Genomic DNA, 25,137 nt, shown 5'->3' on the forward strand with positions numbered 1-25,137 from the left:
CCATGCGCAAGCCCACCACCGTCTTCGCCGGCATCCTCGCCGGCTCCCTGCTCCTCGCCGGCTGCTCGACCGGCGCGGCGACCTCGACCGAGGACGCCACCTCCGGGACCGGCACGACGCAGACCGAGGACACGACCACCAGCACCACCTCGACCGCGGCGGCCAGCGGCGAGTTCGCGGAGGTCAGCTACGCGGACCTCGACATCAAGGACGAGGACCTCGACGTCGACGAGTCGTCCGCGGTCGACATCGCGCTCGCGGACGGCGCCACCGCCGCGGGCGACGGCTACACGGTCGACGGCGACACCGTCACCATCACCGACGGCGGCGTCTACCGCCTCAGCGGCACCCTGTCCGCCGGCCAGGTGGTGGTCGCGACCGACGACAAGGACGTCACGCTCATCCTCGACGGCGTCGACATCACCGCGGAGACCACCGGCGCGCTCGACATCGAGGACGCCGACGAGGTGATCATCCTGCTGGCGGACGGCTCGACCAACAGCATCTCCGACGCCGCGGACGCGACCGCGAGCACGGACGAGGACTACGACGGCCCCAACGCGGCGCTGTTCTCCCGCTCCGACCTGTGGATCACCGGCGACGGCGCGCTCACCGTGAACGGGGTCGCCAACGACGGGATCACCTCCAAGGACGGCCTCGTCATCGATTCGGGCACCATCGAGGTGACCGCGACCGACGACGGCATCCGCGGCAAGGACTACCTGGTGGTCCTCGACGGCGACATCACCGTCGACGCGGGCGGCGACGGCCTCAAGGCCGACAACGAGAACATGGCGGACGACGACGGCGTGCCCGTGGGCGTGGCGTGGATCTCCGGCGGCACGCTCGACATCACCGCGGGCGTGGACGGCATCGACGCGTACTACCAGGCCATGGTCGAGGGCGGCGACATCACGATCGCGGCGGACGACGACGGCATCACCACCAAGGGCGTGCTCCGCATCGCCGACGGCACCGTGGACATCACGAACTCGTACGAGGGCCTCGAGGGCCGCCTCATCCGCCTCACCGGCGGCACGGGCTCGATCGTCGCCTCGGACGACGGCTTCAACGTGAGCTCCGGCTCCGGCTCCACCGTGGGCGACGGCAGCGCCGACGTCGGCGGCGGCATGGGCGGCGGGCGCAGCGGCGACCGTCCGTCCGGCGGCCCGGGCGCGGCGCCGAGCAGCTCCGACACCGAGGACACCACCTCGACCACCGGCACCACGGCGACCACCGCCGTCTACTCGACCACCGCATCGTCCACCGATGCGTCCATCGACGGCGCCACCGACGCGACCACCGTCGCGGGCGGCGGCATGGGCGGCATGGAGTCCGCCGAGGAGGGCCTCGAGCTCGAGATCTCCGGCGGCACCTGGTACATCGACGCGGACGGCGACGGCCTCGACTCGAACGGCGACGCCGTGATGACCGGCGGCACGGTCGTCGTCGAGGGGCCGACCAACAGCGGCAACGGCGCGGTCGACGTCGCGGGCGACTTCACCATCTCGGGCGGCACGCTCGTCGCCTCGGGCTCGTCCGGCATGTTCGAGGCGCCCACGGCCGACGGCCAGGGCGTGCTCTCCATCGGCTTCCAGTCCCAGCTCGCCGAGGGCACGGTGCTGACGGTGACCGATGCGGACGGCGACTTCGTCGCATCGTTCACCACGTCCAAGGTGGCGCAGGCGATCGTGCTGTCGAGCCCCGACGTCGTCTCCGGCGAGACGTACACGGTGATCGCCGACGCGACGGTCACGGGCGACGACTTCGGCGGCCTGGTCACCGACGGCTCGGTCTCCGGCGGCGACGAGCTCGGCACGCTGACCGCCGACTGACCCGCCACCGACGCGACACGTAGCGCTCCTCCACACGGAGGCCCCGTGGATCGGCACGATTCGATCGTGTTCCCGTTCACACCAGGGGTTTCGTGTGGAGGAGCGCTTCCTGTGCGTGGAGGGGTGCACGCGGGCGGCGACTCCCCGCGACCTCCCGCCGCGCTCCCAGGCTTCTCCCAGCATCCGCCGGTTGTATGGATGTCATGAGCCCCAGCCCCCCCGAGGGCTCTGAGCCGAGAGGCGCCCATGGTCGCCGGCTCGCCGTCCTCCCCGTGTCGACGGCCCTCGACACCTCCCCGAGGGCCCCGACGGGACGGCGACCGGTGAGCTCCGGGACTGATGACCGGTCCGCCGGGCCGGAGCGAGGCCGTGGACGCCTCTCGGCTCCCCCCGGGGCGACGGCTGCCAACGCCGCCCCATCCGATCGCGCGAGGCCCTGGTGACTGCCAACACCGGGGCCTCGCGGTCGTCTACAGCCCGGTGACCAGCAGGCTCGCGAACGCCTGAGCCGCCGGAGCGGCATCCCGCGGCAGCGCGAGGAAGATGTCGCGGTACGTGTCGGGCCGGGTGGGCACGGCGACGATGCCCGGGATGGCCGGGCTCGCGTCGAGGGCCATGCGCGTGAGCAGCGCGACGCCGAGTCCCTCCGCGATGAGGCGCTGTGCCGCGATGTAGTCCTCCGTCACGAACGCGATGTTGGGCACGAAGCCCGCCTCCTCCGCATGCGTGACGAGGTGGGTCCGGCAGCGGATGCAGCCCGAGATCCAGCGCTCGTCGGCGAGCGTGCTCATCTCGATCACCGCGCGCGAGGCCAGCGGGTGCGCCTCGGGCAGGATCGCGAGGTACTCGTCGCGGCCCAGCGGCGTGGTCGGCAGGTCCTCCGGCGGCGGCGTGGCCGAGTCGGAGAAGCCGATCACCAGGTCCGCCGCGCCGGTGCGCAGGAGCTCCAGCGCGGGATCCGTCTCGGTCTCCTCGAGTCCGATCTCGACGCCCGGGTAGGTGCGCGCGAACTGCGCGAGCGGGCGGGGCAGCACCGTCGCGCAGAACGACGTGAACGCCGCGATCCGCAGGTGCCCGACCTGGAGGTCCGCGTGCCGGTGGAGGCAGCGCTCGGCATCCTCGAGGCTCGCGGCGATCGAGTCCGCGTGCTGCAGGAGCGCGACCCCCGTGGGCGTGAGGCGCGTGACCCGGCCGGCGCGCATCGTCAGCGGCACGCCCGCGCGCCGCTCGAGCGCGCGCAGGTGGTGGGCCACGGTGGGCTCGCTCAGCTGCAGCGCGCGGGCGGCGGCGGCCTTCGAGCCGTGACGGGAGACCTCGCGGAGGATGAGCAGTCGCTCGACATCGATCATGAGACCATCATGACATCGAGGTCTAGATGTCGATAATGGCGTCTTGTGTGGGTGTGGCGTCGTGGCGACCATGGACCCATGCTCGCGATCGCCTCCTCCTTCCGCCGGGTGCCGGGCTACCTCGACACCCCGTCCTACGGCCTGCCCGCCCGCGCCACCGCCACCGCGCTGCGGCGCGCCGCCCGCGCGTGGGAGCAGGGCACGCTCGACCCGGTCGCGCTCGACGCCTCCGTCGAGCGCATGCGCGCCGCCTTCGCGGCCCTCGTGGGGGCGCACGCCGACGACATCGCGCTCGCGGCGAGCACCTCGCAGGTGGTCGGCATGGTCGCGGCGTCGCTGCCGGACGGCGCACGCGTCGTCGTCGCGGCGGGCGACTTCGCATCGGTCCCGCTGCCCTTCGTGCACGACCCGCGCCTCACCGTCGACGTGGTCCCGCTCGACCGCATCGTCGCCGAGACCGCGCGCGGCGCGGACCTCGTCGCGGTGAGCGCCGTGCAGTCCGCGGACGGCGCCGTCGTCGACCTCGCCGCGCTCGCGATGGCCGCGCGCGTCGCGGGAGCGCGCACCCTGATCGACGTGAGCCACGCGGCCGGCTGGATGCCCGTGGCCGCGCGCGACTTCGACGTGGTGGTGGCGAGCGCCTACAAGTGGCTCGGCACGCCGCGAGGCATCGCGCTCGCGGCCGTGCGGCCGGAGGCCTCCTGGGTGCGCCCCGTGAGCGCCAGCTGGTACGGGTCCGATGCGCCGTGGGAGTCGCTCTACGGCCACGACGTCGCGCTCAGCGCCCGGGCGCGCCGCCTCGACATCTCACCGCCCTGGCAGCTCGTCGAGGCCGGCGCCGCCGCGCTGGAGCTGCTCGCCTCGCAGGGCGTCGAGGCGATCGGGCGCCACAGCGTGGGCCTCGCGAACGAGTTCCGGGCCCGCGTCGGGCTGCCCGCCGGCGCGTCGCCGATCGTCGCGGTCGACGGCGTCGACCCCGCGGCCCTCGCGCGCGCCGGGGTCAAGGCCGCCGCGCGCGGCGGCCGGGCCCGCCTGGGCTTCTACGTCTACAACGACGAGCGCGACGTGGAGGCCGCCGCGTCGGCGATCCGCGTCGCGCAGGCGGCCTGAGAGGCGGCTCGAGAGGCGGACCGCCCGGCCACACGTGGCGCTCGACGGACCGATGACGTTCCGTCGAGCGTCGCCCTCGTCGTCCTCGTCGCCCTCGTCGCCCTCGTCGCAGTCTCGCCTAGCCGGCGAGCTGCGCGCCGAGCTCCTTCGAGCGCGCCACGGCGGCGTTCGCGCCGGCGGAGATCACGCCCTGGAGACCGGCGTGCTCCATCGCCTCGAGCGCGGCGAGCGTGACCCCGCCGGGGGAGCTCACGCGACGGCGCAGCTCCTGCGGGGTGTCGCCCGACTCGGCGAGCAGCTGGGCCGCGCCGGTGAAGGTCTGCTGTGCGAGCAGCGACGAGACCTCGCGGTCGAGCCCGTGCATGACGCCGGCCTCCGTGATCGCCTCGACCACCGCGAAGAAGTACGCGGGCGCGGAGCCCGCGACCACCGTCACGGCCTCGATGAGGTCCTCGGGCACCCGGACCACCAGGCCCGTCGCGCGCAGGATCCTCTCCGCGAGCAGGAGGTGCTCCTCGGTCGCGTGCGCGCCCGGGGACACCGAGGTCGCGCCGCGGCCGACCACCGACGGGGTGTTCGGCATGACCCGGACCACCGGCGTGCCGGCGGGCAGGCGCTCCTCGTAGAACGATGCGGGCAGCGCGGCGGCGACGGTGAGGACCACCACGCCGGGCTCGAGCGAGGCGACGAGGCCGTCGAGCACCTCGGCCATCTGCTGCGGCTTCACCGCGAGGACGACCACCTCGGCGCCCTTGACGGCCTCGGCCGCGTCGGCGGTGCCGATCACGTGGTGCGCCTCGACGAGCGCCTCGCGCCGCTCGTCGCCGCGGTTCGCGACGGTGATCGATGCACCCGGCCAGCCGGCGACGCGCATCGCGGAGATGAGGGTGCCGCCGATCACCCCGCCGCCGATGACGGCGACGGAGGGCAGGCCGGACTCGGACGTGGAGACGTGGGTGCTCATGCGCCCAACCTATCGCGGGGCGCGGCGGCTCTCGCGGGCAGCGGCCGGACGGTCAGGCCGCCTCGATGTCGCCGTCGATGTAGCGCTGCAGGGTGGGCGCGTACAGCGCCACGAGCTCGTCGGCGGAGGCGTGCGCCACCGCGGGCATCCCGATGACGTACCGCGCCATGGCCAAGCCCACGAGCTGCGAGCCGCAGGCCTCCGCCCGCAGCGGCGCATCGTCCTCCCGCACCAGGCGGCTGAGGATGTCGCGGAGCATGACGTCCGCGAGGGCCTGGCCGAGGTCGCCCGCGGCGGCGATCGATGCGAGCACCGCGCGCAGGCGCTTGCCCATCTCCGGGTCGTCCCAGACGCCCAGGAAGAGCCGCAGCAGCGCCTCGCCGAGGCGGTCGCGCGGGGTCCCGGCGAGGGCGGTGACGCGTGGGTCGTCGGCGGTGACCGGGCGGACCGCGTGGACGAAGAGGTCCCGTTTGGATGGGAAGTAGTGCCGGATGAGCGCCGGGTCGACGTCCGCGCGGCGCGCGATCTCCCGCATGGACGCCGCGCCGTAGCCCTCGTCGCCGAAGACCTCGGCCGCCGCCGCGAGGATGTCGCCGCGCGTGTCCGCGTCGCCGCCGCGAGGCCCGCGGCTGCGGGACCTGCCGGCCGCGCTCATAGGCCCAGCGTCTCCACGAAGGGCTCGACCTCGCCCGTGGGGCCGGTCGCCTCGAGGTACACGCTGCCGTGGGTCCATCGCACGGTGGTCTGACCGTCGGCCTCGATCACCGCGCGGCTGCCGACGATCTCGCCCGCCACGGTCGCGTCGGCGAGCTCGGCGTCCTTGCCGGCGGCACGGCTGAGTGCCTTCGCGGCGTCCTCGTCCGTGTACAGCTGGCGCGCCGTGAGCGTGATCTGCGACGCCCCGTCCCCGTACGTGAGCACCTGGACCTCGGCGACGCGGTCGGGCAGGGCGGTGTCCTTCGCGGGGTTCGGCGAGTGGACCTCGACGAGCGACCACAGCCCCACGGTGGGAGGCATGGCGGCCAGGAACGGCGAGGCGTCCTCGACCTCGATCGGGTCGAGGGCCCGCTCGACGGGCGGGACGAGCACCTTCTGTCCCGGGATCTCGACGGTGTCGGCCCGCAGCAGGTACCAGGCGGCACCCGCGAGGATCCCGCCGAGGACGAGCAGGCCGACGAGGATGAGCGGCCACGCGCGGTCGCGCGGCGCCCGGGCAGGTCGGGTGGGAGCCGCGTCCGGCGTCTCGCCGTCGCCGTCCCGCGCCGCCTGCGCGGTGCCGGGCTCGGCCGCGCCGATCCCGACCGCCGGGAACGAGGCTGCCATCACGCGCGGCCGGTACAGCGGGGGGTCGTGCGGCGCGGTGGACGATGCGGCGGTCCCCTCCTGCGCGACGGCCAGCCAGGCGGGGGTGCCGTCCGTGGGGGTGGGGGCGGTGGTGCGGGCGGCCACCGGCGTGGGTCCGGGCTGCGAGGCGGCGCGGGCGGCGGTGCCGCCCGCCACCGGGGCGAAGGTGGGGACGAACGCGGGCTCGCCGTGCGACAGGTCGGTCTCGGGTCCGGTTGCGACGGCGCCCGCCGCCACCCGGGGCACCCCGCCGAGCGGGGTGGGGGCGCCGGCGGCGTGCATCGCCGCGTTCGCGGCCGCGGCCGCGGCCAGCAGCTCGACATCGCTGCGGCTGCGCCGGGCGGAGGCGACGGCCTCGGCATCCGCGGCCGCGTCGAGCGGTGAGCGGGGCTCGGGCAGCACCTCGTCCGCCGCGGGTCCGGGGACCGGCGCGGCGACGTCGTCGTGATCGATGTCGAGGTCCACGGGCACGGGGGCGGGCGTGCCCGCGGAGGCCCGCGGCCGGACCGGCTTCGACGGCGCGACCCCGAGGGCCGTGCCCGTCTCGCGGGCGTGCGCGGGCGTGCCCCTGCCCGGCTGCTGACGCGTCATGGCCCACAGCCTAGGGGTGGGTCCCGACAGCATCGTGCCTCCGCGCGCGTGTTCCCGCGCATCGTCCCGCTGTCGGAGGCCGCCGGTAGCGTGTGCGCATGGCCACCACCACCCGCAAGGCGTCCCCCGGCTACCGCTGCACCGAGTGCGGCTGGACCGCCGTGAAGTGGGTGGGCCGGTGCGGGGAGTGCCAGGCGTGGGGCACCGTGATCGAGGCGGGCGCGTCGCCCGCCGGGCCCGCGACGAAGGCGACCGCGGTGACGGCGCCGGCGACGCCCATCCCCGAGGTGTCCGCGGCCGCCGCCGCACGCTCGGCGACCGGCGTCGCGGAGTTCGACCGGGTGCTCGGCGGGGGCCTCGTGCCCGGCGCGGTCATCCTGCTCGCGGGTGAGCCCGGCGTAGGCAAGTCGACCCTGCTCCTCGACGTGGCCGCGCGGACCGCGCGGGCGGGCGGGCGCGTCCTCTACGTCACGGGCGAGGAGAGCGCCGGGCAGGTGCGCCTGCGTGCCGAGCGGATCGGCGCGCTCGAGCAGGAGGTGCTGCTCGCGGCGGAGACGGACCTCGGCGCCGTCCTCGCGCATCTCGCGGACGCGGAGCCGGCGCTCGTGATGATCGACTCGATCCAGACCATCGCCTCCGCCGAGGTCGAGGGCACGCCCGGCGGCGTCGGCCAGGTGCGCGAGGTGTCGTCGGCGCTGATCCAGGCGGCCAAGACGCGCGGGGTCCCGATGGTCCTGGTCGGGCACGTGACGAAGGAGGGCTCGGTCGCCGGGCCGCGCATCGTCGAGCACCTCGTGGACGTCGTGTGCCATTTCGAGGGCGACCAGCACAGCCCCCTGCGGCTGCTGCGCGCGCTCAAGAACCGCTTCGGCTCGGTGGACGAGGTCGGCTGCTTCCAGCTCGTCGACGCGGGCATCGAGTCCGTGTCGGACCCCTCGGGGCTGTTCCTCTCGCGCGAGACCGAGGCGGTTCCAGGGACGTGTCCCACCATCACGCTCGACGGCAAGCGGCCGCTGCCCGCCGAGATCCAGGCGCTCGTCGCGCCGAGCGCGCTGTCGAACCCCCGCCGCGCGACCTCCGGCGTCGACGGCCCGCGCGTGGCGATGCTGCTCGCGGTGCTGCACCGGCGGGTCGGGATGGCCGTCGCCGCGGACGACGTCTACGTCTCCACCGTCGGCGGCGCGCGCGTGACCGAGCCCGCCGCGGACGTCGCGCTCGCGCTCGCACTCGCCTCGGCGCGGGCGGACCGGCCGCTTCGCCAGGGCTGGGCGGCGGTCGGCGAGGTCGCGCTGTCCGGCGCGGTGAGGCCGGTCTCCGCGGTGGCGCAGCGGGTCGCCGAGGCCGTCCGCCTGGGCTTCACCGACGTGATCGTGCCCGCCTCGGCGGGTCCGGGGAAGGTGCCCGCGGGCGTGCGCGTGCACCCCGTCGGCTCCGTCGGGCAGGCGGTCGCGCTGGCGCTGCCGCCACGCGACTGACCCGGCACGGCGCCCGGGCGGCTCCGCTACTGGAGGTGGAACTGCACGCGGTCGGCCTTGACGCCGGCCACCGTCACCTCGGCCCAGTACCAGCCCTCGCCCATGGCGTCGCCGGTGGTCGCGCAGCCCTCCGCGCTGCGGATCCGCGGCCACGCCGCCTGAACCTCCTTGGAGTCGCCCGAAGCGAGCAGCCACTCCTTGCCGATGAGGGGCTCCTCGGCGGGGCAGTCGTTGGAGCTCCAGATGCGTTCGTCGCCCGAGGTGATGACGAGCTTCGTGTTCTTGCCGGTGGTGTCGAGCAGGCACGGCACGTCGCCGGTCTGCTCGATGGTGACGGCGAACTTGGGCTGCTTGCCCGCCGGCACGTTGGCGGGGTTGGGCGCGACGGACACGGAGATCGCGTCCTTCGCGCAGGCCTCGACGTCGGCCGAGGTCGGCTCGGTCGACGGTGACACCGACGAGGTCGGCGAGGTGCTGGTCTCGGGGCTCGAGGCAGCGGCGGGCTCCGAGGGCTCGGCGCCGTCCGACGACAGGGCGCTCACGATGAGCCACCCCACCGCGACGATCACGGCGAGCGCGACCAGCAGGACGATGCGGCGGCGCCAGTACACCTCCGACGGGTGGTCCCCCACGGGTTCGCGAAGACCTTTCATCGTTCCTCCCAACGGTCGCGATCCACGGTAGGCGTCCGATCGGCTGGGATGATGAAGCCATGCCGACCGCACCGCAGAACGCTGCCGCGCGTCCCGCCGCGGGCGCCGGGACCGGAGCGGCGACCGATGCCGGCCTCGACGCCGCATCGGCCGCGATGGTCGACGCCGTGCGCGCGTGGTTCCGCGACGAGGGCCGCGACCTGCCGTGGCGCGGACGCTCCACCCCGTGGGGCGTGCTGGTGAGCGAGGTGATGCTGCAGCAGACGCCGGTGGTGCGGGTCGAGCCCGTGTGGCACGCATGGATGGAGCGCTGGCCCACCCCCGCGGACCTCGCCGCCGCGACCCAGGCCGACGCGGTCCGCGCCTGGGGCCGGCTGGGCTACCCACGCCGCGCGAAGCGGCTGTGGGAGTGCGCGGTCGCGATCGTCGACCGGCACGGCGGCGAGGTGCCCGCCGACCAGGAGGCGTTGCGCGCGCTGCCGGGGGTGGGCGACTACACGGCCGCCGCCGTGGTGTCCTTCGCCTTCCACGGCCGCGCGCTCGTGCTCGACACCAACGTGCGGAGGGTGATCGGGCGCGCGTGGCGTGGAGAGCCGCTGCCCGCCGCGCATCAGACGGTCGGCGAGCGCGCGCACGCCGCATCCCTCATGCCGGAGGACGATGCGGGGGCCGCCGAATGGGCCGTCGCGTCGATGGAGCTGGGCGCGCTGGTGTGCACCGCGCGGGTCGCGCGCTGCGACGCGTGCCCGCTCGCGTCGTCGTGCGCGTGGTTCCGGGCCGGATGCCCGGGGCTGGACGACGCGCCGCGCCGCACCCAGCCGTGGCACGGCACCGACCGTCAGGTGCGCGGACGCATCATGGCGCTGCTGCGCGCCGCATCGGCCCCGCTCAACGTGACCGGGCACGCCGCGCTCGCCGACGTCGAGCCCGGCCAGCTCGACCGCTGCCTCGACGGGCTGCTCGCGGACGGGCTGGTGACCCGCGACGAGGCGACGGGCCGCTGCGCCCTCTAGCCGCGCATCGTCCCCGCGCCGCTCACACGTAGTAGGTGCCGTGCACCGCGTGCGGCTCGATCGCCGCGACCTCCTCGTCGGTGAGGTCGGGGAAGGAGAGCGCCTCGACGTTCGCGCGGAGCTGGCTGACCGAGCTTGCGCCCACGAGCGCCGAGGTCACGCGACCGCCGCGCAGCACCCACTGGAGCGCGAGCTGCGCGAGGGTCTGGCCGCGCTCCTTCGCGATCGCGTCGAGGGCGCGCGTGCGCTCGAGGTAGGTCTCGGTGACCTGGTTCTCGTGGAGGAACTGCGAGTGGGTGATGCGGGACCCGTCGGGGATGCCGTGGAGGTACCGGTCGGTGAGCATGCCCTGCGCGAGCGGGGAGAAGACGATCGAGCCGGCGCCCACCGCGTCGAGCGCGTCGAGGAGCCCGTCCTCGGGGGTGCGCTCGTACATCGAGTACCTGAACTGGTGGATGAGCAGCGGGGTTCCCAGCTCGCGGAGGATGCGCGCGGCCTCCTCCGTCTCCGCCGGGCCGTAGTTGGAGATGCCCGCGTAGAGCGCCTTGCCGGAGCGGACGGCCTGGTCGAGCGCCATCATCGACTCCTCGATGGGCGTGTCCGGGTCGGGGCGGTGGTGGTAGAAGACGTCGACGTAGTCGAGCCCCATGCGCCGGAGCGACTGGTCGAGGCTGCCGAGGATGTACTTGCGCGAGCCCCAGTCCCCGTACGGGCCGGGCCACATGTGGTAGCCGGCCTTGGTGCTGATGATCAGCTCGTCGCGGTACGGCTTGAGGTCGCGGGCGAGGAAGCCTCCGAAGTTGGCCTCGGCGCTGCCCGGCGGCGGGCCGTAGTTGTTCGCGAGGTCGTAGTGGGTGATCCCCATGTCGAAGGCCGCCAGCAGGATGGCGCGCTGGTTGTCGAGGGGATGGTGGCCGCCGAAGTTCTGCCACAGGCCCAGGCTGATCCGGGGCAGCAGGAGGCCCGAGCGCCCCGAGCGGGCGTAGGGCATGGAGGCGTAGCGGGCGTCGTCGGCCACATACGGGTCGTGGGTCATGAGGTCAGCCTAGGGCCGGGGGTGTGCGCGTGCCCGAGCTTCGTGGCTCGCCGTCCCAGTGGTACCAATCGGGACGAGGCGAGGCCGAGTCGTAGTGATTGGTACCACCAGCGTCAGGCCCGCGTTCTCCACAGGGGATGGCGCGCGACGATGCCTGGGGTGACCCTCGGAACATGGCGCGACAGGCGAGCCGCGATGGCAGGCTGGAGGCGGTGCTCGCGCTGCTCCGGGGTCCCCGCCGTGGCGCCATGAGCCGGGCAGACGCGGTGAAAGCGTTGGGCGAACGTGGCCTCCGCCAAGCAGTGCGCGGCGGTGACCTCGTCGAGCTGCTGCCCCGGGTCTACGTCGCGGGGGCTCGCCAGCACGAGCACGTGGTGCGGTGCACGGCGGTCGTGGTCTGGGGACGTGGCCGCCTCCGGATAGCAGGAGCATCGGCCCTGCACCTGCTGAACTCGCGGTTCGCGGCGCCTGCCGACGTCCACGCGGTGGGCGTCGTGCGGCACCACGCCCATGCACCTGAGTGGGTCCAGATCCGCCGCGTGGGTCTGCCGCGCGTGTACGTGAATCGGTTCGGGGTGCGGTGCGTCCCCGGAGAAGAGGCACTGATCGACGCGTGGACTCGCGCACTGCCCACGAAGCGCGAGGACCTGCTCTACGTTGCGCTGTGGGAGGAGGTCGTGGGGGTCGACCGGTTGCGCGAGGTGCTCGACCGGACACCCCGGGTCCCTGGCGTAGCGGAGATGGACGCGATCCTTGGCGAGTTCGCCGCCGGTGCCCGCTCGCCCGCCGAGGTGCTGGCACGTCGGCGGGTCTTCGTCGGCGCCGAGTTCGCCGCGCTCGAGCGCGGCGCGGAGTTCCTGGTGGCCGGCACCTGGCGCCATCCCGACCTCGTCCATCGCAAGGCGCGCCTGGTGATCGAGTGCGACGGTGACGCGTATCACGGAGTGCCTGGCGCGGTCGCGGCCGACCGTCAGCGAGATGCGGACTTCCTCGAGATCGGCTATGCGACGATCCGCTTCGGGTTCCACGACCTGCTCGAACGTCCTGAACGGTGCCGGCAGAAGCTGCGGGGGACGATCCGGAGCCGGCTGGGATCCGAGTAGGCATGGGCCCCGGCCCGGCGCGTCGGGACCGCTGCGCCCAGTGTCGGCACCGCTGCGCCCAGTGTCGGCACCGCTGCGCCCAGTGTCGGCACCGCTGCGCCCAGTGGTACCAATCGGGACGAGGAGAGGCCGAGTCGTATTGATTGGTACCAATCGGCACGGGCGGGGCCGGCCTACCCTCGGACCGCGCGGGTGCCCGCACAGGCCGAAGGCCCGGCCCCGCCGCCGAGGAGCGGGGAGCCGGGCCTTCCGGTGACGGTCGAGCCGCCTAGTCCTTCTTGGAGTTCGAGGTGACCTCGGGGTCCTCGGCGATCGGCTCGCCGACCACCTCGTCCCGGTCGATGCCCTCGAACGTGAACTCGCCGAGGATGCCCTCGCCCTGCGCGTCCACGCGGATGATCTGGCCCGAGGTGACCTCGCCGAAGAGGATCTTCTCCGACAGCGGGTCCTCGATCTCGCGCTGGAGGGCGCGGCGCAGCGGTCGTGCGCCGAGGACGGGGTCGTAGCCCTTCTCCGCGAGCAGCTGCTTGGCCGCCGTGGTGAGCTCGATGCCCATGTCCTTGTCCTTCATGCGCTCGTCGAGGCGGGCGACCATGAGGTCCACGATCTGGATGATCTCGGCCTGCGTGAGCTGCGGGAACACCACCACGTTGTCGACGCGGTTGAGGAACTCCGGCTTGAAGTGCTCCTTCAGCTTGCCGTTGACCAGCTTGACCATGTCCTCGTAGGTGTGGCCGCCCTCCTTGATCGCGGAGAAGCCCGTGGCCTGACGGCGCGAGATCGCGTCCGCACCCAGGTTGGTGGTCATGATGATGATGGTGTTCTTGAAGTTGACCTCGCGACCCTGCGCATCCGTCAGCTTGCCGTCCTCCAGGATCTGGAGCAGCGAGTTGAAGATGTCGGGGTGGGCCTTCTCGACCTCGTCGAACAGCACCACGGAGAACGGCTTGCGACGCACCTTCTCGGTGAGCTGGCCGCCCTCCTCGAAGCCGACGTAGCCGGGAGGCGCACCGAAGAGGCGCGCCACCGTGTGCTTCTCGCCGTACTCGGACATGTCGAGCGAGATCAGCGCCTCCTCGTCCCCGAAGAGGAACTCGGCGAGCGCCTTGGCGAGCTCGGTCTTACCCACACCGGTCGGGCCGGCGAAGATGAACGAGCCGCCGGGACGCTTCGGGTCCTTGAGGCCGGCACGGGTGCGGCGGATCGACTGCGACAGGACCTTGATGGCCTGCTCCTGGCCGATGATGCGCTTGTGGAGCTCGGCCTCCATGTGGAGGAGGCGCGAGGACTCGTCGGACGACACGCGCGTGACGGGCACGCCGGTCGACATCGACAGCACCTCGGCGATCAGGTCCTCGTCCACCACGGCGGCGACGTCGAGGTCGCCCGACTTCCAGGCCTCCTCCTTGCGCGCGCGCTCCTCGGAGAGGCGGCGCTCGACGTCGCGGAGGTTGGCGGCCTTCTCGAAGTCCTGCTCGTCGATCGCGGACTCCTTGTCGCGGCGCACGCCCGCGATCTTGTCGTCCAGCTCCTTGAGCTCCGGCGGCGACGTCATGCGGCGGATGCGCAGGCGCGCGCCCGCCTCGTCGATGAGGTCGATCGCCTTGTCCGGCAGGAAGCGGTCGGAGATGTAGCGGTCCGCCATGGTCGCTGCGGCCACGATCGCGTCGTCCGTGATGGTGACGCGGTGGAACGCCTCGTAGCGGTCGCGCAGGCCCTTGAGGATCTCGATGGCGTGCGACAGCTCCGGCTCCGGCACCTGGATGGGCTGGAAGCGACGCTCGAGGGCGGGGTCCTTCTCGACGTGCTTGCGGTACTCGTCGAGCGTGGTCGCGCCGATGGTCTGCAGCTCGCCGCGCGCGAGCATCGGCTTGAGGATCGAGGCCGCGTCGATCGCGCCCTCGGCCGCACCGGCGCCCACGAGCGTGTGGATCTCGTCGATGAACAGGATGATGTCGCCGCGCGTGCGGATCTCCTTGAGCACCTTCTTGAGGCGCTCCTCGAAGTCACCGCGGTAGCGGGAGCCCGCGACCAGCGAGCCGAGGTCGAGCGTGTAGAGGTGCTTGTCCTTGAGCGTCTCGGGCACGTCGCCGCGCACGATCGCCTGGGCAAGGCCCTCGACCACGGCTGTCTTGCCGACGCCGGGCTCGCCGATGAGGACGGGGTTGTTCTTGGTGCGGCGCGACAGGACCTGCATCACGCGCTCCATGATGAGCTCGCGGCCCACGACGGGGTCGAGCTTGCCCTCGCGGGCGGCCTGCGTGAAGTTGCGGCCGAACTGGTCGAGCACGGTCGAGCCCGCGGGCTGACCCTCCTGGGGGCCGCCGCCGGACGTCACCGGCTCCTTGCCCTCGTAGCCCGACAGCAGCTGGATGACCTGCTGGCGCACGCCGCCGAGGTCCGCGCCCAGCTTGCCCAGCACCTGCGCCGCCACGCCCTCGCCCTCGCGGATGAGGCCCAGCAGGATGTGCTCGGTGCCGATGTAGTTGTGGCCCAGCTGCAGCGCCTCGCGCAGCGACAGCTCGAGGACCTTCTTCGCGCGCGGGGTGAAGGGGATGTGCCCGGACGGGGCGTGCGAGCCCTCGCCGATGATCTCCTGCACCTGCTCGCGGACGCCGTTGAGGGAGATGTCCATCGCCTCGAGGGCCTTCGCGGCCACGCCTTCGCCCTCGCGCACCAGCCCGAGCAGGATGTGCTCCGTGCCGATGTAGTTGTGGTTGAGCATGCGCGCCTCTTCCTGGGCGAGCACCACCACGCGACGGGCTCGATCGGTGAACCGTTCGAACATGTCAGCCTCCCTTGATTCGTCCGGCCGGGGCCGGGGTCGCGGCGGTCGCCCACCGCGGGTGCTTCCAGGCTAACCGCGGGCCCCCCGGCCTCATGCCCGTGTTCGCCAGGGGCGTGAAGGGATATCGCGGGGGGACGATGCGCGGGGGGAGCAGCGCCGGACGTGCCGGACGGCGGGCCGGGCCCGGGAGACGAGCGGCGAGGGCCCCGGCCGTGCACGGAAGGGACGAGAAGGGTCAGGCCTCGAGGAGGATCGTGATCGGCCCGTCGTTGACCAGCTCGACGTCCATGTGGGCGCCGAAGACGCCGGTCCCGACGGTCACGCCCCTGTCGCGCAGGTGCGCCACGACGGACTCCACCAGCGGCTCCGCGACCGGCCCGGGTGCCGCCCCGTTCCACGACGGGCGGCGTCCCTTGCGCGTGTCGGCGTACAAGGTGAACTGCGAGACCACGATGACGGGGGCGTCGACGTCGGACACGCTCTTCTCGTCGGACAGGATCCGCAGCTCGGCGATCTTGCGCGCGATGGTCTGCACCTGCTCGGGACCGTCGCCGTGGGTCACACCCACGAGCGCGACGATGCCCTGCCGGTCGAACGAGGCCGTCACGGTGCCGTCGACGGTCACCGACGCGCGCGAGGCGCGCTGGAGGACTGCCTTCACCCGCGGCTCACCAGCCGCCGGACGAGCGGCCCTGCGAACCGCCCGAGGAGCCGTAGCCGCCGCCGAGCTTGGGGCGCACGTCCACGAAGTAGATGATCACCGCGACGATCGCGGCGATGCCGAGGATGCCGCCGATCCCGCCCCCGGTGCCGAGCGGCCAGGGCAGCGAGATGAACGCGATGATGGTGGCGACGCCGAGGATGACGAGCCAGATGGTCTTGGACCACTTGCCCGCGGCGGTGAACGCCGTCTCCGGGCGGCGGAAGGCGTCGACCAGGCCCCAGATGGCGCCCGCGAACGCGGCCACGGAGATGAGCAGGACGAGGGCGTTCTGAAGCCAGCCGAACAGGGACACGGGAGCCTCCTCCGAAGGATCGATCGGGCACCTACGCTAGCGCAGGGCCGCGGGCGGGCCTCAGCCCGTCCTCAGGCGGGCAGGTCCCCGCCGTCGGCGGCGCAGCCCTTGCCCATGAGGAGGCCCTTCATCGTGGGGCCCGGCTTGGGCGGGCGGTCGGCGGAGAAGCCGTCGGCGTTGACCACGAGCTCCTGCGCCGCGGCGACGGGTCCGCCGTCGGTGGGCACGGTGAGCGTCGCTGAGGGATCGGTCGAGCGCTTGAGCACCGCGAGGGCGATGGGACCGAGCTCGTGGTGGCGCGCGACCGAGGTGACGCGCCCGGCGATCGCGCCGTCCGCGCGATGCACGTCGACGCCGGGCTCGGGCAGCTCGTGGCCGGAGCCGTCGAGGTGGAGCATGGTGAGCCGGCGCGGCGGGCGGCCCACGTTGTGGACCTTCGCGACGGTCTCTTGGCCGCGGTAGCACCCCTTGTGCAGGTGCACCGCGGTGCGCAGCCAATCGAGCTCGTGCGGCAGCGAGTGGTCGTCGATCTCGCGGCCCGCGCGGGGACGATGCGCGGCGATCCGGACCGCCTCCGTCGCCCACGTGCCCACGAGGGTCCAGCCGGCGTCGACGCGCGCCTGGATCTCCGCGGCGAGGGACGCGCGCGGGACGAGCACGAGACGCCACGGGCGCACCGCATCGGACAGCGCGGACGGGTCGGCGGCGTACGACGTGCCCCCAGCGGTGACGCCGGGCCACGGATCGACCCACGTGACCGGCTCGCCCTCGGCGGCGGGGCGCGACACGGCCTCGCCGATCGCGGCCCATTCGGCCGTCGCATCGTGCACCTCCACGCGGAGCATGAAGCGCATGCGATCGAGGAACGCGGCCAGGGCGGGCGCGGTCTCGGAGATGAGCCACGCGGTGGTGCCGTCGTCGACCAGGCCGGCGACGTGCTCGACGCGGCCCTGGGGCGACAGGATCATGAGCTCGGCGGACTCGCCGGGCGCGAGGCCCGCGACCTGCTGCGTGCACAGCGAGTCGAGCCACGTGAGGCGGTCGGGCCCGGTGACGGTGACGATGCCGAGGTGGGACTGGTCGGCGACCGCACGGCCGGCCTCGAGGGCGCGCTGCTCCGCGGTGGGGTCGCCGTAGTGCCAGGCGACGCCCGCGTCGGGGCCGACGCCCACGACGGCGCCGTGACGGTCGAGAAGAGGGGAGGTCATGTTCCGTGAACGCGCGGGCGCGGCGTCAGGATTCCGCGTCGGGCGCGATGGTCTCGGCGTCGCCGGGAACCTCGGGGCCGTCGACGCGCGACAGGCGGCCGCTCGCGTAGGACTGGAGATCCTGGCCGAAGGCCTTGAGGTCCCACGCCCACATGAGCTCGCCGCCGACGTTGCCGTACATGCGGGTGGCGGCGCGCACGTCGGGGCCGGACTCGGTCGCGGCGGCGAAGCGGCTTGCGAGGTCGATGCGGCCGTTGCCCACCGCGCCGAAGAACGCGGTGAGGAGGCCGGAGGCGTCCGCGAGGACCACCTCGAGCGGGTGCTGGTTCTCGCCCAGCTGGACGCCCTCGGGGGCGCTCGGTGCGACGCGCCAGAAGCCCGACTCGGTGGACCACACCTGGCCCTCCTCGCCGTCGGGGCCCATGAGCGTGATCGTCGCCGTATAGGAGAGGTACGGGCCGCCGTCGTGGTCGAAGACCACGCGCTGGCGGAAGTCCGCCGTCTCGATGCCGGGGTACTCGAGGACCCCGTGGCCCTCCCAGGCGCCCACCACCCACGCGAGCGGGTAGAGCTCGGGCGCGAGGTCCGACGGGATGACGAAGGTCACCGCTTGGGGCCCTTCACCAGACGGAAGGCGACGATGCCGGCGATCCAGGTGGTCGCGGCGAACGCGAGGACGGCGAGCACGGTGAAGGTGACCTCGAGAGCAGTCATGGCCCGAGTGTATGCCGGGACCGAGGTCCCGGGCCACGTCCCGCGCGGACGATGCGCTGTCTCAGTAGACGAGCGCGGTCGCGTCGGCGGCTGTCGCCTCCGCGACGAAGGCGGCGGCGCCGGCGATGCGGGCGCCCGGCAGCAGGTCCGGCTCGGCGATCTCGCGACGGGCCGCGCACTGCGCGCACACCGTCACGGTGCCGGCGGCGAGCACCGCGTCACGCAGCGTCGACAGCGGGGGCGAGTGCGGGATCACCACGTCGTCCGTGCCGGGCAGCGCGTGCAGCGTGGCGTCGCCCGTCAGCCACAGGCTCACCTCGAGGCCCGAGGCGACGCCGGTTGCGGCGACGGTGAAGGCCTGCATGAGCGTCTCGACGCGCTCGACGCCGCACGTGACCTTGACGACCAGGGTGGGCATGTCAGGCGGCGGTGCGGGTGGTGGCGCGCTTGAACAGCAGGTAGATCTCGCAACCCAGGCACAGGTTGAAGACGCTGTTGAGGAACGAGGCGAACGTCACGAAGCCGGTGAAGATGAAGAAGCCGGCGTCGAGGCCGAGGAGGCCCGACGCGACGGCGAGGATGGAGAACGTGGTGCCCATCTGCTGCGCGAAGCGCGGCGGGCGGAACGACTCCGTCTCGGCCGGCGGGTCCAGGCGCGGGCGCACCATCGTGCGGAACACCCAGCCCTGGAGCGTGGCCTGCGGGCCGATGATCGCGCCCGGGATGAACAGCACCAGCAGCACGGCCATGATGGCGATGCCCACGGGGTTGGCGCCCGCGAGCAGCGCGGACACCGAGAACGCGAGCTGCCAGAATGCGCTGAACCGGGGTCCGCGCGGGTCGATCTGGATGTCCTTCATGGGGGCTCCCTCCCTCGAGGTGGAGTCTACGGTCACGGAGGGTCGTGCCCGCTAGATGGTGTAGTCGGTGCCGGTGCGCGGCACTGCCGCGAGCGCGTCGCGTGCCTGCTGCTCGGACGGGGCGCCGGAGATGCGGGACACCACCACCCCGTCGCCGTCGAGCAGCAGGATCGTGGGCGTGCGCATGATCTCGAGCTCGCGCGCGAGGTCGAGCCGCTCCGCGGCGTCGATCTCGATGTGGACGACGCGGGCGTCCTCCTCGGCGATGCGGCGCAGCAGCTGGGCGGTGGGCGGGCACTTGGCGCACATGGGGGTCGAGAACTGCACGAAGGTCGCGTGGTAGCCGCGCTTGGCGCCGAGGGTGGCGGAGGACAGCGCGCCCGCCCGCTCGACCTCGCGGACCATGCCCTGACGGCGGCGCCACCACAGGGCGGCACCGGTCGCCACCGCGAGGATCGCGACGACGATGATGATGCGGAGCAGCACGGGGACCTCCGGTTGACCTCAGCCGACGAGCAGTCGTCCGCCAATGTAGACGAGCGCGCCCGCTCCGAGAACAGGGGCCACGGCCGAGGAGATTCCCGGGATCCAGCCCTTGAGCCGCGGCTCGCGCCGGCGGAGCTCCTGCAGCAGGGTCACGACGGCCGCGCACAGCAGGCCCACGCCGCCGCCCGCCCACCAGGGCAGCTCCGGGAACAGCGCGCCCGTGCCGATGCCCGACCAGAGGCCGAGCGTGAGCGCGAGCAGCGAGTTGACCCCGGGCTTCGGGGTCATCACGGAGGCGATCGCGGACACGGCGAGAGCGACGCCGCCCGTCACCACGAGGTCCTCCGCGCCATGGGTGCGCGAGGCCGCGACCCACGCCGCTCCGGAGGCGACGACGATCGCGCCCGCACACGTCGCCGCCACCGAGGTCACGGCCCGTCCGCGCGAGCTGGGCCAGAAGACCTCGGCGACCAGCGCGGCGATCACCATGAGGGCCACGGCGACCACCATGTGGCGCAGGTGCGGGGCGGTGCGGCCGACCAGCACGGCGATCAGGGCGAGCGCGCCGCCACCGATGAGGATGACCGACGCGGTGCGGCGCCGCGAGGCGCGCAGGAGCACGGGCCAGCCCATCGCCAGGACCACCATGAGGCCCATCACCACGACCGCGAGATAGCGGGTGCCGAGGAAGCCGCCGACGGCGACGAGCGCCGCCGCGGCCGCGCTGATCGTCGCCCTCGTCGTGGGAAGCATGGGCGTTAGTGTCTCAGACCTGGCACCGCTAGAGTGAAGCGCAATCGGAGGTGGCGATGGCAGACCTGCTCGTGCTCACGCCGTCGGGAGACGGCGCGGCCGACGTCCTGCCTGCGCTCGCGCTCCTGTCGCATCGGACGCGCGTGGTGGCCCCGGAGCCGTCCGCGATGCTCGACGCGATGGACGCGGATGTCCTGGTCGTCGATGCGAGGACGGACCTCGTCGAGGCGCGCAACAACTGCAACCTGGTCCAGGTGACCGGCGTCGCCGTGCCGCTGCTGCTGGTCCTGCGCGAGGGCGGCATGTCGATCGTCAACGCCGACTGGGGCGCCGCCGACGTCGTGCTCGCCGACGCGTCCCCCGCGGAGGTCGAGGCGCGCATCCGGCTGCTCATCGGCCGCGCGAACGCCGCCGACCCGCTCGACCGCGTCGCCGAGTTCTCCTCGGGCGACCTCACGGTCGACGTGGGCGGCTACACCGCCCGCCTCAAGGGCGTGCCGCTCGACCTCACCTACAAGGAGTTCGAGCTCCTCAAGTACCTCATGCAGCACCCGGGCCGCGTGTACACGCGCGACCAGCTGCTCCAGGAGGTGTGGGGCTTCGACTACTACGGCGGCACCCGCACCGTCGACGTGCACGTGCGTCGCCTGCGCGCGAAGCTCGGCGCCGAGCATGAGCAGCTCATCGGCACGGTGCGCAACGTCGGATACCGGTTCGACCCGCCCCAGCCGCAGCGCTCGGGCGTTCAGGAGACGGTCTAGCCGCACCGATAGGATTGGGCGCGTTCCCGCCGTACCCCGATCAGGAGCGTCATGACGTCCAAGCCCGCCTCCCGCCTCTTCTCCCGGCTGACGCCGTCGACCGAGCGCACGCTCGTCGATGTGCTGCGCACGGAGCGGGCCGGCGGCATCCTGCTCCTCATCGGCACGGTCGCGGCGCTGATCTTCGCGAACACGGGGCTGCAGGGCTTCTACGAGAACCTCAGCGAGTTCACGATCGGCCCGCACGCGCTCCACCTCGACCTGTCGATCGCCGACTGGGCGAAGGACGGCCTGCTCGCGATCTTCTTCTTCGTGGTGGGCCTCGAGCTCAAGCGCGAGATCGTCGCCGGCGAGCTCCGCAAGCCCTCGACCGCGATCGTCCCGATCGTGGCCGCGGTCGGCGGCATGGCCGTGCCCGCGCTCCTCTATGTGCTGTCCAACCTGGGCCCCGACGGCTCGCTGCAGGGCTGGGCGGTGCCGACCGCGACCGACATCGCCTTCGCCATCGCGGTGCTCGCGGTCGTCGGCAAGTGGCTGCCGAACGCGCTCCGCGCGTTCCTCCTCACGCTCGCGGTGGTGGACGACCTGCTCGCGATCATCATCATCGCGGTGTTCTTCTCCTCGGACCTCAGCTTCCTGTGGCTCGGCGCGGCCATCGCGTGCATCGTCGCCTTCGGCCTGCTCATCCGGAAGGGCTGGGCCAGCCCGTTCCTGCTGTTCCCGATCGCGTTCGCCGCGTGGGCGTTCATGCACGCCTCGGGCATCCACGCCACGATCGCCGGCGTCGCGCTCGGCATGATGGTCCCGGCCGTGGCCCGCGCGGGCGAGCGCACCTCGCTCGCCGAGCACTGGGAGCACGTGTGGCGTCCAGTCTCGGCGGCCGTCGCGGTGCCGATCTTCGCGTTCTTCGCGGCCGGCGTCACCATCAACGCGGACGCGGTCTCCGACCTCGTCTCCAGCCCTGTCGCGCACGGCGTGATCCTGGGCCTCGTCGTGGGCAAGCCGCTCGGCATCGTGCTCGCGACGTGGCTGGTGGCGACGTTCACGCGCGCGCAGCTCGACCGGGGCCTGTCGTGGCTCGACGTCACCGGCATGGGCCTGCTCGCCGGCATCGGCTTCACGGTGTCGCTGCTCATCGGCGACCTGGCCTTCGGCGGCGAGAACGCCGAGGTGGTCAAGCTGTCGGTGCTCACGGCCTCGGTGCTCGCCGCGGCGCTCGGGGCGGGCCTGCTCGGCGCGCGCGACCGCTTCTACCGCAGGCTCTACGAGCGTCGCTCGACCCCCGTGCCGCTGCCGGCGAACCGCATGGCGAAGCCGCACGAGCTCGGGAAGTCGGTGGGCGTCGACCCCGCCGAGGTCGGCATCGAGGAGGCGCCGGAGGAGAAGGGCCACTAGGCCCGCGCATCGTCCCGGCTACTCCGCTCGCACCCTCGCGCCGGGTGCGCTGGGGCACAGCGCCGCGATCTCGCAGCTGCCGCAGTCGGGCTTGCGCGCCATGCAGCGACGGCGGCCGTGGAAGATCACGCGGTGCGACCACAGCGTCCACTCGCGCCGCTCGATGAGCGCCATGAGGTCGCGCTCGACCACCACGGGATCCTCGTTCACCGTGAGGCCCAGGCGGCGCGCGAGGCGGCCCATGTGCGTGTCGACCGTGATGCCGGGGACGTCGAACGCGTTGCCGAGCACCACGTTCGCGGTCTTGCGCCCCACCCCCCGCAGTGTGACGAGGTCGCGCTGACGGCCGGGCACGTCGCCGTCGTAGCGCTCGACCAGGTCGCGGCTGAGCCCCAGCAGCGACTCCGCCTTCGCGCGGAAGAAGCCCGTGGGACGGATGAGCGCCTCGAGCTCGTCGCGGTCCGCCGCCGCCATCGCCTGCGCGTCGGGGAAGCGCGCGAACAGCGCGGGCGTGACCTGGTTGACGCGCACGTCCGTGCACTGGGCGCTCAGCACGGTGGCCACGAGGAGCTCGAACGGGTTCCGGTAGTCGAGCTCGCAGTGCGCATCGGGGTAGACCTCGGCCAGCGCCCGGTTGACCGCGCGGGCGCGCCGCACGAGGGCCACGGGAGGTGTCTCCTGCGTGGACGATGCGACGGTCAGGGGGGTGCGGCCGGCCATGGGCCACACCCTAGCGAGGGCTCAAGCGCCCCGCCCCCGCCGCCGATAGACGGAGGGACAGGCGCACGGGGTGCGCGCGGTGCGAGGGAGGTGCGAGTGACGACAACGATCGCTGCGGACGCCATCGCCGACCTGCGGCAGCGTCGCCGGGACATGCGCCGCGAGCTGGCCCGCGTCCGCTGGTGGCGCCGCCTGGTGCAGGCACGCCACGACCTGGCCGTCGCGCTGCTCGCGCAGCCGGACGAGCACACGTCCGCCGGGCTCGACCTCTCGTGGGAGGCCCTGGCCGCGGGGGCGCCGACGTCGACCGAGCTGGCCGCCGCCGTGTGGCCCAACGCGGAGGCCTTCTCCGCCGGGACGCTCGAGGAACTCGACAATCTGGACGCGCGACTCGGTGAGTACGAGTCCCGAGTGGCCGCCACCCTTGATAATGTGACGGCCCAGATGGTGCGTGCGCTTGCGCAGGCGCACCGTGCGGAGTCGGCGACGAAGGAGGGTTGACATGCCCGAGGCGGCCCGCGAGGAGCAGCTGCTCCGGTCGTCGCCGCTGTTCGGCGGCATGGACGCCGTCACCGCGCGCTCGCTCATCTCGCAGATGCGCCGTCGCGAGCTGTCGCGGGGCGAGAACATCTTCGTCGAGGGCGACGACGGTCACGCGCTCTACGTCGTGGTCAAGGGCAAGGTCAAGCTCGCCCGGACCGCGCGGGACGGCCGCGAGAACCTGCTCGCCCTCGTCGGCGTGGGGGACATGCTCGGCGAGCTGTCCGTCTTCGACCCGGGCCCACGCCTGTCGCGCGCCCACACGGTCGAGGACACCATCGTCTACGAGCTCCCCAAGCAGGTGCTCGACGTGTGGCTCGACGACCACCTCGAGATGTCCCGCCACATGCTGCGCGCGCTCGCACAGCGCATCCGCCGGCAGTCCAACACGATGGCGGACCTCGTCTTCTCGGACGTGCCCGGCCGCGTCGCCAAGGCGATCCTCGACCTGGGCCACCGCTTCGGGCGCATGGAGCGCGGTCACGTGACCGTGCGCCACGGCCTCACGCAGGAGGAGCTCGCTCAGCTCGTCGGCGCGTCCCGCGAGACGGTCAACAAGGCGCTCGCGGACTTCGCGTCGCGCGGCTGGATCGACGTCCACATCGGCGCCGTCGAGGTCTACGAGCCCGAGCGCCTGCGCGCCCGCTCCCGCTGACGCACCCCCACCCCCGACACGCGGGCGACCCGGGACCTCTTCCGTGCTCGCTGTCGGAGGGGGAGCGACGATGCGCGCCCGCCCGGGCCGCGCATCGTCCGGTCGCTAGAGGGAGCGCAGGGCGACGGTGATCTCCACCTCGACCGGCGCGCCGAGCGGCAGCGCCGCGACGCCCACGGCGGAGCGCGCGTGGCGGCCGGCCTCGCCGAAGACCTCGACCATGAGGCTCGAGGCGCCGTTGAGCACCGCCGGCTGGGCGGTGAAGCCGGGCGCCGAGGCGACGAAGCCGGTGACCTTGACGATGGACTCGATGCTGTCGAGGCCGCCCGCGGCCTGCGCGGCCGCGGCGAGCGCGTTGAGCGCGCACTGGCGCGCGCACTCGACGGCGCGCTCGGGCGTGACGTCGCCGGCCCGCTGTCCGACGACTCCGACGGCGAGCAGGTCGCCGTCCGCGAGGGGGAGCTGGCCCGAGGTGTGGACGAGGTCGCCGTGGCGGCGCGCCGGCACGTACGTGCCGACGGGCGTCGCGACCTCGGGCAGCTGCAGGCCGAGCGCTGCGAGGCGCTGGCTCGCCGACACCTCTACTTCTCCCCGGTGGGGCGCTTGAGGTAGGCGACGAGGCCGCCGGTCGGGCCGGTCACGACCTGGACGAGCTCCCAGCCGTCCTCGCCCCACTGGTCGAGGATCTGCTTGGTGACGTGGTCGATGAGCGGAACGGTCGCGTATTCCCAGGTGGTCATGACGCCGAGCCTAGCCCGCGGGGCGCCG

Annotated in this window: 27 protein-coding genes; 9 read left to right on the top strand and 18 right to left on the bottom strand. The window is 73.3% G+C overall.

The window, feature by feature from the left end; translation table 11 throughout:
* Positions 1-2: 2 nt before the first annotated feature.
* Positions 3-1,835, top strand: a complete 1,833-nt coding sequence (locus QQX09_RS05020; protein WP_301131670.1) for a carbohydrate-binding domain-containing protein — start codon at positions 3-5, stop codon at positions 1,833-1,835.
* Positions 1,836-2,305: 470 nt separating this feature from the next.
* Here the strand turns inward: QQX09_RS05020 and QQX09_RS05025 are convergent, their stop codons facing one another.
* On the bottom strand, positions 2,306-3,184 hold the full coding sequence (locus QQX09_RS05025; protein WP_301131671.1) for a LysR family transcriptional regulator: 879 nt from the start codon (positions 3,182-3,184) through the stop codon (positions 2,306-2,308).
* Between the two features lie 78 nt (positions 3,185-3,262).
* Here QQX09_RS05025 and QQX09_RS05030 point away from each other — a divergent pair, with 78 nt between their 5' ends.
* Positions 3,263-4,294: an aminotransferase class V-fold PLP-dependent enzyme gene (locus tag QQX09_RS05030; RefSeq protein WP_301131672.1), complete on the top strand. Its 1,032-nt coding sequence runs from the start codon at positions 3,263-3,265 to the stop codon at positions 4,292-4,294.
* A gap of 118 nt (positions 4,295-4,412) precedes the next feature.
* On the opposite strand, the gene proC is transcribed toward QQX09_RS05030, so the two are convergent.
* From proC to QQX09_RS05045, 3 genes are read right to left on the bottom strand one after another with little or no spacing between them, the layout of a single operon-like run.
* Positions 4,413-5,258 carry a pyrroline-5-carboxylate reductase gene (proC, locus tag QQX09_RS05035; protein ID WP_301131673.1) on the bottom strand — a complete coding sequence of 282 codons (846 nt, stop codon included), beginning with the start codon at positions 5,256-5,258 and terminating at the stop codon, positions 4,413-4,415.
* Positions 5,259-5,310: 52 nt separating this feature from the next.
* Entirely contained in the window at positions 5,311-5,913 is a 603-nt protein-coding gene (locus QQX09_RS05040) for a TetR/AcrR family transcriptional regulator (RefSeq protein ID WP_301131674.1), read from the bottom strand.
* Positions 5,910-7,193: a hypothetical protein gene (locus QQX09_RS05045; protein ID WP_301131675.1), complete on the bottom strand. Its 1,284-nt coding sequence runs from the start codon at positions 7,191-7,193 to the stop codon at positions 5,910-5,912. Before QQX09_RS05045 ends, QQX09_RS05040 begins: the two co-directional genes overlap by 4 nt.
* Before the next feature lie 98 nt (positions 7,194-7,291).
* Between QQX09_RS05045 and radA the strand changes: the two genes are divergently transcribed.
* Positions 7,292-8,668: a DNA repair protein RadA gene (gene radA / locus QQX09_RS05050; RefSeq protein ID WP_301131676.1), complete on the top strand. Its 1,377-nt coding sequence runs from the start codon at positions 7,292-7,294 to the stop codon at positions 8,666-8,668.
* A gap of 26 nt (positions 8,669-8,694) precedes the next feature.
* Here radA and QQX09_RS05055 read toward each other — a convergent pair whose 3' ends face one another.
* A complete protein-coding gene (locus tag QQX09_RS05055) occupies positions 8,695-9,321 on the bottom strand; it encodes a hypothetical protein (RefSeq protein WP_301131677.1) in 627 nt (208 codons plus the stop codon).
* Positions 9,322-9,380: 59 nt separating this feature from the next.
* On the opposite strand from QQX09_RS05055, the gene QQX09_RS05060 reads away from it, so the two are divergent.
* The gene (locus QQX09_RS05060; RefSeq protein ID WP_436969047.1) at positions 9,381-10,334 is read left to right on the top strand and encodes an HhH-GPD family protein; all 954 of its coding nucleotides are present in this window, start codon (positions 9,381-9,383) and stop codon (positions 10,332-10,334) included.
* 22 nt (positions 10,335-10,356) lie between these two features.
* On the opposite strand, the gene QQX09_RS05065 is transcribed toward QQX09_RS05060, so the two are convergent.
* Positions 10,357-11,370: an aldo/keto reductase gene (locus tag QQX09_RS05065; protein WP_301131678.1), complete on the bottom strand. Its 1,014-nt coding sequence runs from the start codon at positions 11,368-11,370 to the stop codon at positions 10,357-10,359.
* A gap of 173 nt (positions 11,371-11,543) precedes the next feature.
* Here QQX09_RS05065 and QQX09_RS05070 point away from each other — a divergent pair, with 173 nt between their 5' ends.
* A complete protein-coding gene (locus QQX09_RS05070; RefSeq protein WP_301131679.1) occupies positions 11,544-12,473 on the top strand; it encodes an endonuclease domain-containing protein in 930 nt (309 codons plus the stop codon).
* Between the two features lie 268 nt (positions 12,474-12,741).
* On the opposite strand, the gene QQX09_RS05075 is transcribed toward QQX09_RS05070, so the two are convergent.
* From QQX09_RS05075 to QQX09_RS05115, 9 genes are all read right to left on the bottom strand, one after another.
* Positions 12,742-15,261 carry an ATP-dependent Clp protease ATP-binding subunit gene (locus QQX09_RS05075; protein ID WP_301131680.1) on the bottom strand — a complete coding sequence of 840 codons (2,520 nt, stop codon included), beginning with the start codon at positions 15,259-15,261 and terminating at the stop codon, positions 12,742-12,744.
* Between the two features lie 235 nt (positions 15,262-15,496).
* Entirely contained in the window at positions 15,497-15,922 is a 426-nt protein-coding gene (gene dtd, locus QQX09_RS05080; protein WP_301131681.1) for a D-aminoacyl-tRNA deacylase, read from the bottom strand.
* A 7-nt stretch (positions 15,923-15,929) separates the two neighbouring features.
* Positions 15,930-16,277, bottom strand: a complete 348-nt coding sequence (locus QQX09_RS05085; RefSeq protein ID WP_301131682.1) for a DUF2516 family protein — start codon at positions 16,275-16,277, stop codon at positions 15,930-15,932.
* Positions 16,278-16,348: 71 nt separating this feature from the next.
* Positions 16,349-17,485 (bottom strand): CAF17-like 4Fe-4S cluster assembly/insertion protein YgfZ, encoded by a 1,137-nt coding sequence (ygfZ, locus tag QQX09_RS05090; RefSeq protein ID WP_301131683.1) that lies wholly within the window; start codon positions 17,483-17,485, stop codon positions 16,349-16,351.
* Positions 17,486-17,510: 25 nt separating this feature from the next.
* Positions 17,511-18,092, bottom strand: a complete 582-nt coding sequence (locus tag QQX09_RS05095) for a heme-binding beta-barrel domain-containing protein (RefSeq protein WP_301131684.1) — start codon at positions 18,090-18,092, stop codon at positions 17,511-17,513.
* 168 nt (positions 18,093-18,260) lie between these two features.
* A complete protein-coding gene (locus QQX09_RS05100) occupies positions 18,261-18,617 on the bottom strand; it encodes a DsrE family protein (RefSeq protein ID WP_301131685.1) in 357 nt (118 codons plus the stop codon).
* Position 18,618: 1 nt separating this feature from the next.
* Positions 18,619-19,059 (bottom strand): DUF4395 domain-containing protein, encoded by a 441-nt coding sequence (locus tag QQX09_RS05105; RefSeq protein ID WP_301131686.1) that lies wholly within the window; start codon positions 19,057-19,059, stop codon positions 18,619-18,621.
* Positions 19,060-19,110: 51 nt separating this feature from the next.
* Complete coding sequence (locus QQX09_RS05110; RefSeq protein ID WP_301131687.1) at positions 19,111-19,545, bottom strand: thioredoxin family protein; 435 nt, start codon at positions 19,543-19,545, stop codon at positions 19,111-19,113.
* A gap of 18 nt (positions 19,546-19,563) precedes the next feature.
* Positions 19,564-20,298 carry a hypothetical protein gene (locus QQX09_RS05115; protein ID WP_301131688.1) on the bottom strand — a complete coding sequence of 245 codons (735 nt, stop codon included), beginning with the start codon at positions 20,296-20,298 and terminating at the stop codon, positions 19,564-19,566.
* Positions 20,299-20,354: 56 nt separating this feature from the next.
* Here QQX09_RS05115 and QQX09_RS05120 point away from each other — a divergent pair, with 56 nt between their 5' ends.
* Together QQX09_RS05120 and nhaA are read left to right on the top strand one after the other, a co-directional pair.
* Positions 20,355-21,059 (top strand): response regulator transcription factor, encoded by a 705-nt coding sequence (locus QQX09_RS05120; RefSeq protein WP_301131689.1) that lies wholly within the window; start codon positions 20,355-20,357, stop codon positions 21,057-21,059.
* A 51-nt stretch (positions 21,060-21,110) separates the two neighbouring features.
* On the top strand, positions 21,111-22,454 hold the full coding sequence (gene nhaA / locus QQX09_RS05125; protein WP_301131690.1) for a Na+/H+ antiporter NhaA: 1,344 nt from the start codon (positions 21,111-21,113) through the stop codon (positions 22,452-22,454).
* Between the two features lie 18 nt (positions 22,455-22,472).
* Here nhaA and nth read toward each other — a convergent pair whose 3' ends face one another.
* Positions 22,473-23,174: an endonuclease III gene (nth, locus tag QQX09_RS05130; RefSeq protein ID WP_301131691.1), complete on the bottom strand. Its 702-nt coding sequence runs from the start codon at positions 23,172-23,174 to the stop codon at positions 22,473-22,475.
* A gap of 96 nt (positions 23,175-23,270) precedes the next feature.
* Here nth and QQX09_RS05135 point away from each other — a divergent pair, with 96 nt between their 5' ends.
* Both QQX09_RS05135 and QQX09_RS05140 read left to right on the top strand, forming a co-directional pair.
* On the top strand, positions 23,271-23,675 hold the full coding sequence (locus tag QQX09_RS05135) for a hypothetical protein (RefSeq protein ID WP_301131692.1): 405 nt from the start codon (positions 23,271-23,273) through the stop codon (positions 23,673-23,675).
* A gap of 1 nt (position 23,676) precedes the next feature.
* The gene (locus QQX09_RS05140; protein WP_301131693.1) at positions 23,677-24,369 is read left to right on the top strand and encodes a Crp/Fnr family transcriptional regulator; all 693 of its coding nucleotides are present in this window, start codon (positions 23,677-23,679) and stop codon (positions 24,367-24,369) included.
* Between the two features lie 105 nt (positions 24,370-24,474).
* On the opposite strand, the gene QQX09_RS05145 is transcribed toward QQX09_RS05140, so the two are convergent.
* Both QQX09_RS05145 and sp36 read right to left on the bottom strand, forming a co-directional pair.
* Positions 24,475-24,948 (bottom strand): RidA family protein, encoded by a 474-nt coding sequence (locus QQX09_RS05145; RefSeq protein ID WP_301131694.1) that lies wholly within the window; start codon positions 24,946-24,948, stop codon positions 24,475-24,477.
* Positions 24,949-24,950: 2 nt separating this feature from the next.
* Positions 24,951-25,109: a Sp36 family protein gene (sp36, locus tag QQX09_RS05150; RefSeq protein ID WP_074789164.1), complete on the bottom strand. Its 159-nt coding sequence runs from the start codon at positions 25,107-25,109 to the stop codon at positions 24,951-24,953.
* Between the last annotated feature and the right edge of the window lie 28 nt (positions 25,110-25,137).

It is taken from the genome of Demequina litoralis (genome assembly GCF_030418455.1).
GTDB lineage: Bacteria > Actinomycetota > Actinomycetes > Actinomycetales > Demequinaceae > Demequina > Demequina litoralis.

Excerpts from the sequence above, each read along its gene's own strand:
- QQX09_RS05020 (WP_301131670.1), top strand. The coding sequence starts at position 3 with ATGCGCAAGCCCACCACCGTCTTCGCCGGCATCCTCGCCGGCTCCCTG.
- QQX09_RS05025 (WP_301131671.1), bottom strand. The coding sequence starts at position 3,184 with ATGATCGATGTCGAGCGACTGCTCATCCTCCGCGAGGTCTCCCGTCAC.
- QQX09_RS05030 (WP_301131672.1), top strand. The coding sequence starts at position 3,263 with ATGCTCGCGATCGCCTCCTCCTTCCGCCGGGTGCCGGGCTACCTCGAC.
- proC (WP_301131673.1), bottom strand. The coding sequence starts at position 5,258 with ATGAGCACCCACGTCTCCACGTCCGAGTCCGGCCTGCCCTCCGTCGCC.
- QQX09_RS05040 (WP_301131674.1), bottom strand. The coding sequence starts at position 5,913 with ATGAGCGCGGCCGGCAGGTCCCGCAGCCGCGGGCCTCGCGGCGGCGAC.
- QQX09_RS05045 (WP_301131675.1), bottom strand. The coding sequence starts at position 7,193 with ATGACGCGTCAGCAGCCGGGCAGGGGCACGCCCGCGCACGCCCGCGAG.
- radA (WP_301131676.1), top strand. The coding sequence starts at position 7,292 with ATGGCCACCACCACCCGCAAGGCGTCCCCCGGCTACCGCTGCACCGAG.
- QQX09_RS05055 (WP_301131677.1), bottom strand. The coding sequence starts at position 9,321 with ATGAAAGGTCTTCGCGAACCCGTGGGGGACCACCCGTCGGAGGTGTAC.
- QQX09_RS05060 (WP_436969047.1), top strand. The coding sequence starts at position 9,381 with ATGCCGACCGCACCGCAGAACGCTGCCGCGCGTCCCGCCGCGGGCGCC.
- QQX09_RS05065 (WP_301131678.1), bottom strand. The coding sequence starts at position 11,370 with ATGACCCACGACCCGTATGTGGCCGACGACGCCCGCTACGCCTCCATG.
- QQX09_RS05070 (WP_301131679.1), top strand. The coding sequence starts at position 11,544 with ATGGCGCGACAGGCGAGCCGCGATGGCAGGCTGGAGGCGGTGCTCGCG.
- QQX09_RS05075 (WP_301131680.1), bottom strand. The coding sequence starts at position 15,261 with ATGTTCGAACGGTTCACCGATCGAGCCCGTCGCGTGGTGGTGCTCGCC.
- ygfZ (WP_301131683.1), bottom strand. The coding sequence starts at position 17,485 with ATGACCTCCCCTCTTCTCGACCGTCACGGCGCCGTCGTGGGCGTCGGC.
- QQX09_RS05100 (WP_301131685.1), bottom strand. The coding sequence starts at position 18,617 with ATGCCCACCCTGGTCGTCAAGGTCACGTGCGGCGTCGAGCGCGTCGAG.
- QQX09_RS05105 (WP_301131686.1), bottom strand. The coding sequence starts at position 19,059 with ATGAAGGACATCCAGATCGACCCGCGCGGACCCCGGTTCAGCGCATTC.
- QQX09_RS05115 (WP_301131688.1), bottom strand. The coding sequence starts at position 20,298 with ATGCTTCCCACGACGAGGGCGACGATCAGCGCGGCCGCGGCGGCGCTC.
- QQX09_RS05120 (WP_301131689.1), top strand. The coding sequence starts at position 20,355 with ATGGCAGACCTGCTCGTGCTCACGCCGTCGGGAGACGGCGCGGCCGAC.
- nhaA (WP_301131690.1), top strand. The coding sequence starts at position 21,111 with ATGACGTCCAAGCCCGCCTCCCGCCTCTTCTCCCGGCTGACGCCGTCG.
- nth (WP_301131691.1), bottom strand. The coding sequence starts at position 23,174 with ATGGCCGGCCGCACCCCCCTGACCGTCGCATCGTCCACGCAGGAGACA.
- QQX09_RS05140 (WP_301131693.1), top strand. The coding sequence starts at position 23,677 with ATGCCCGAGGCGGCCCGCGAGGAGCAGCTGCTCCGGTCGTCGCCGCTG.
- sp36 (WP_074789164.1), bottom strand. The coding sequence starts at position 25,109 with ATGACCACCTGGGAATACGCGACCGTTCCGCTCATCGACCACGTCACC.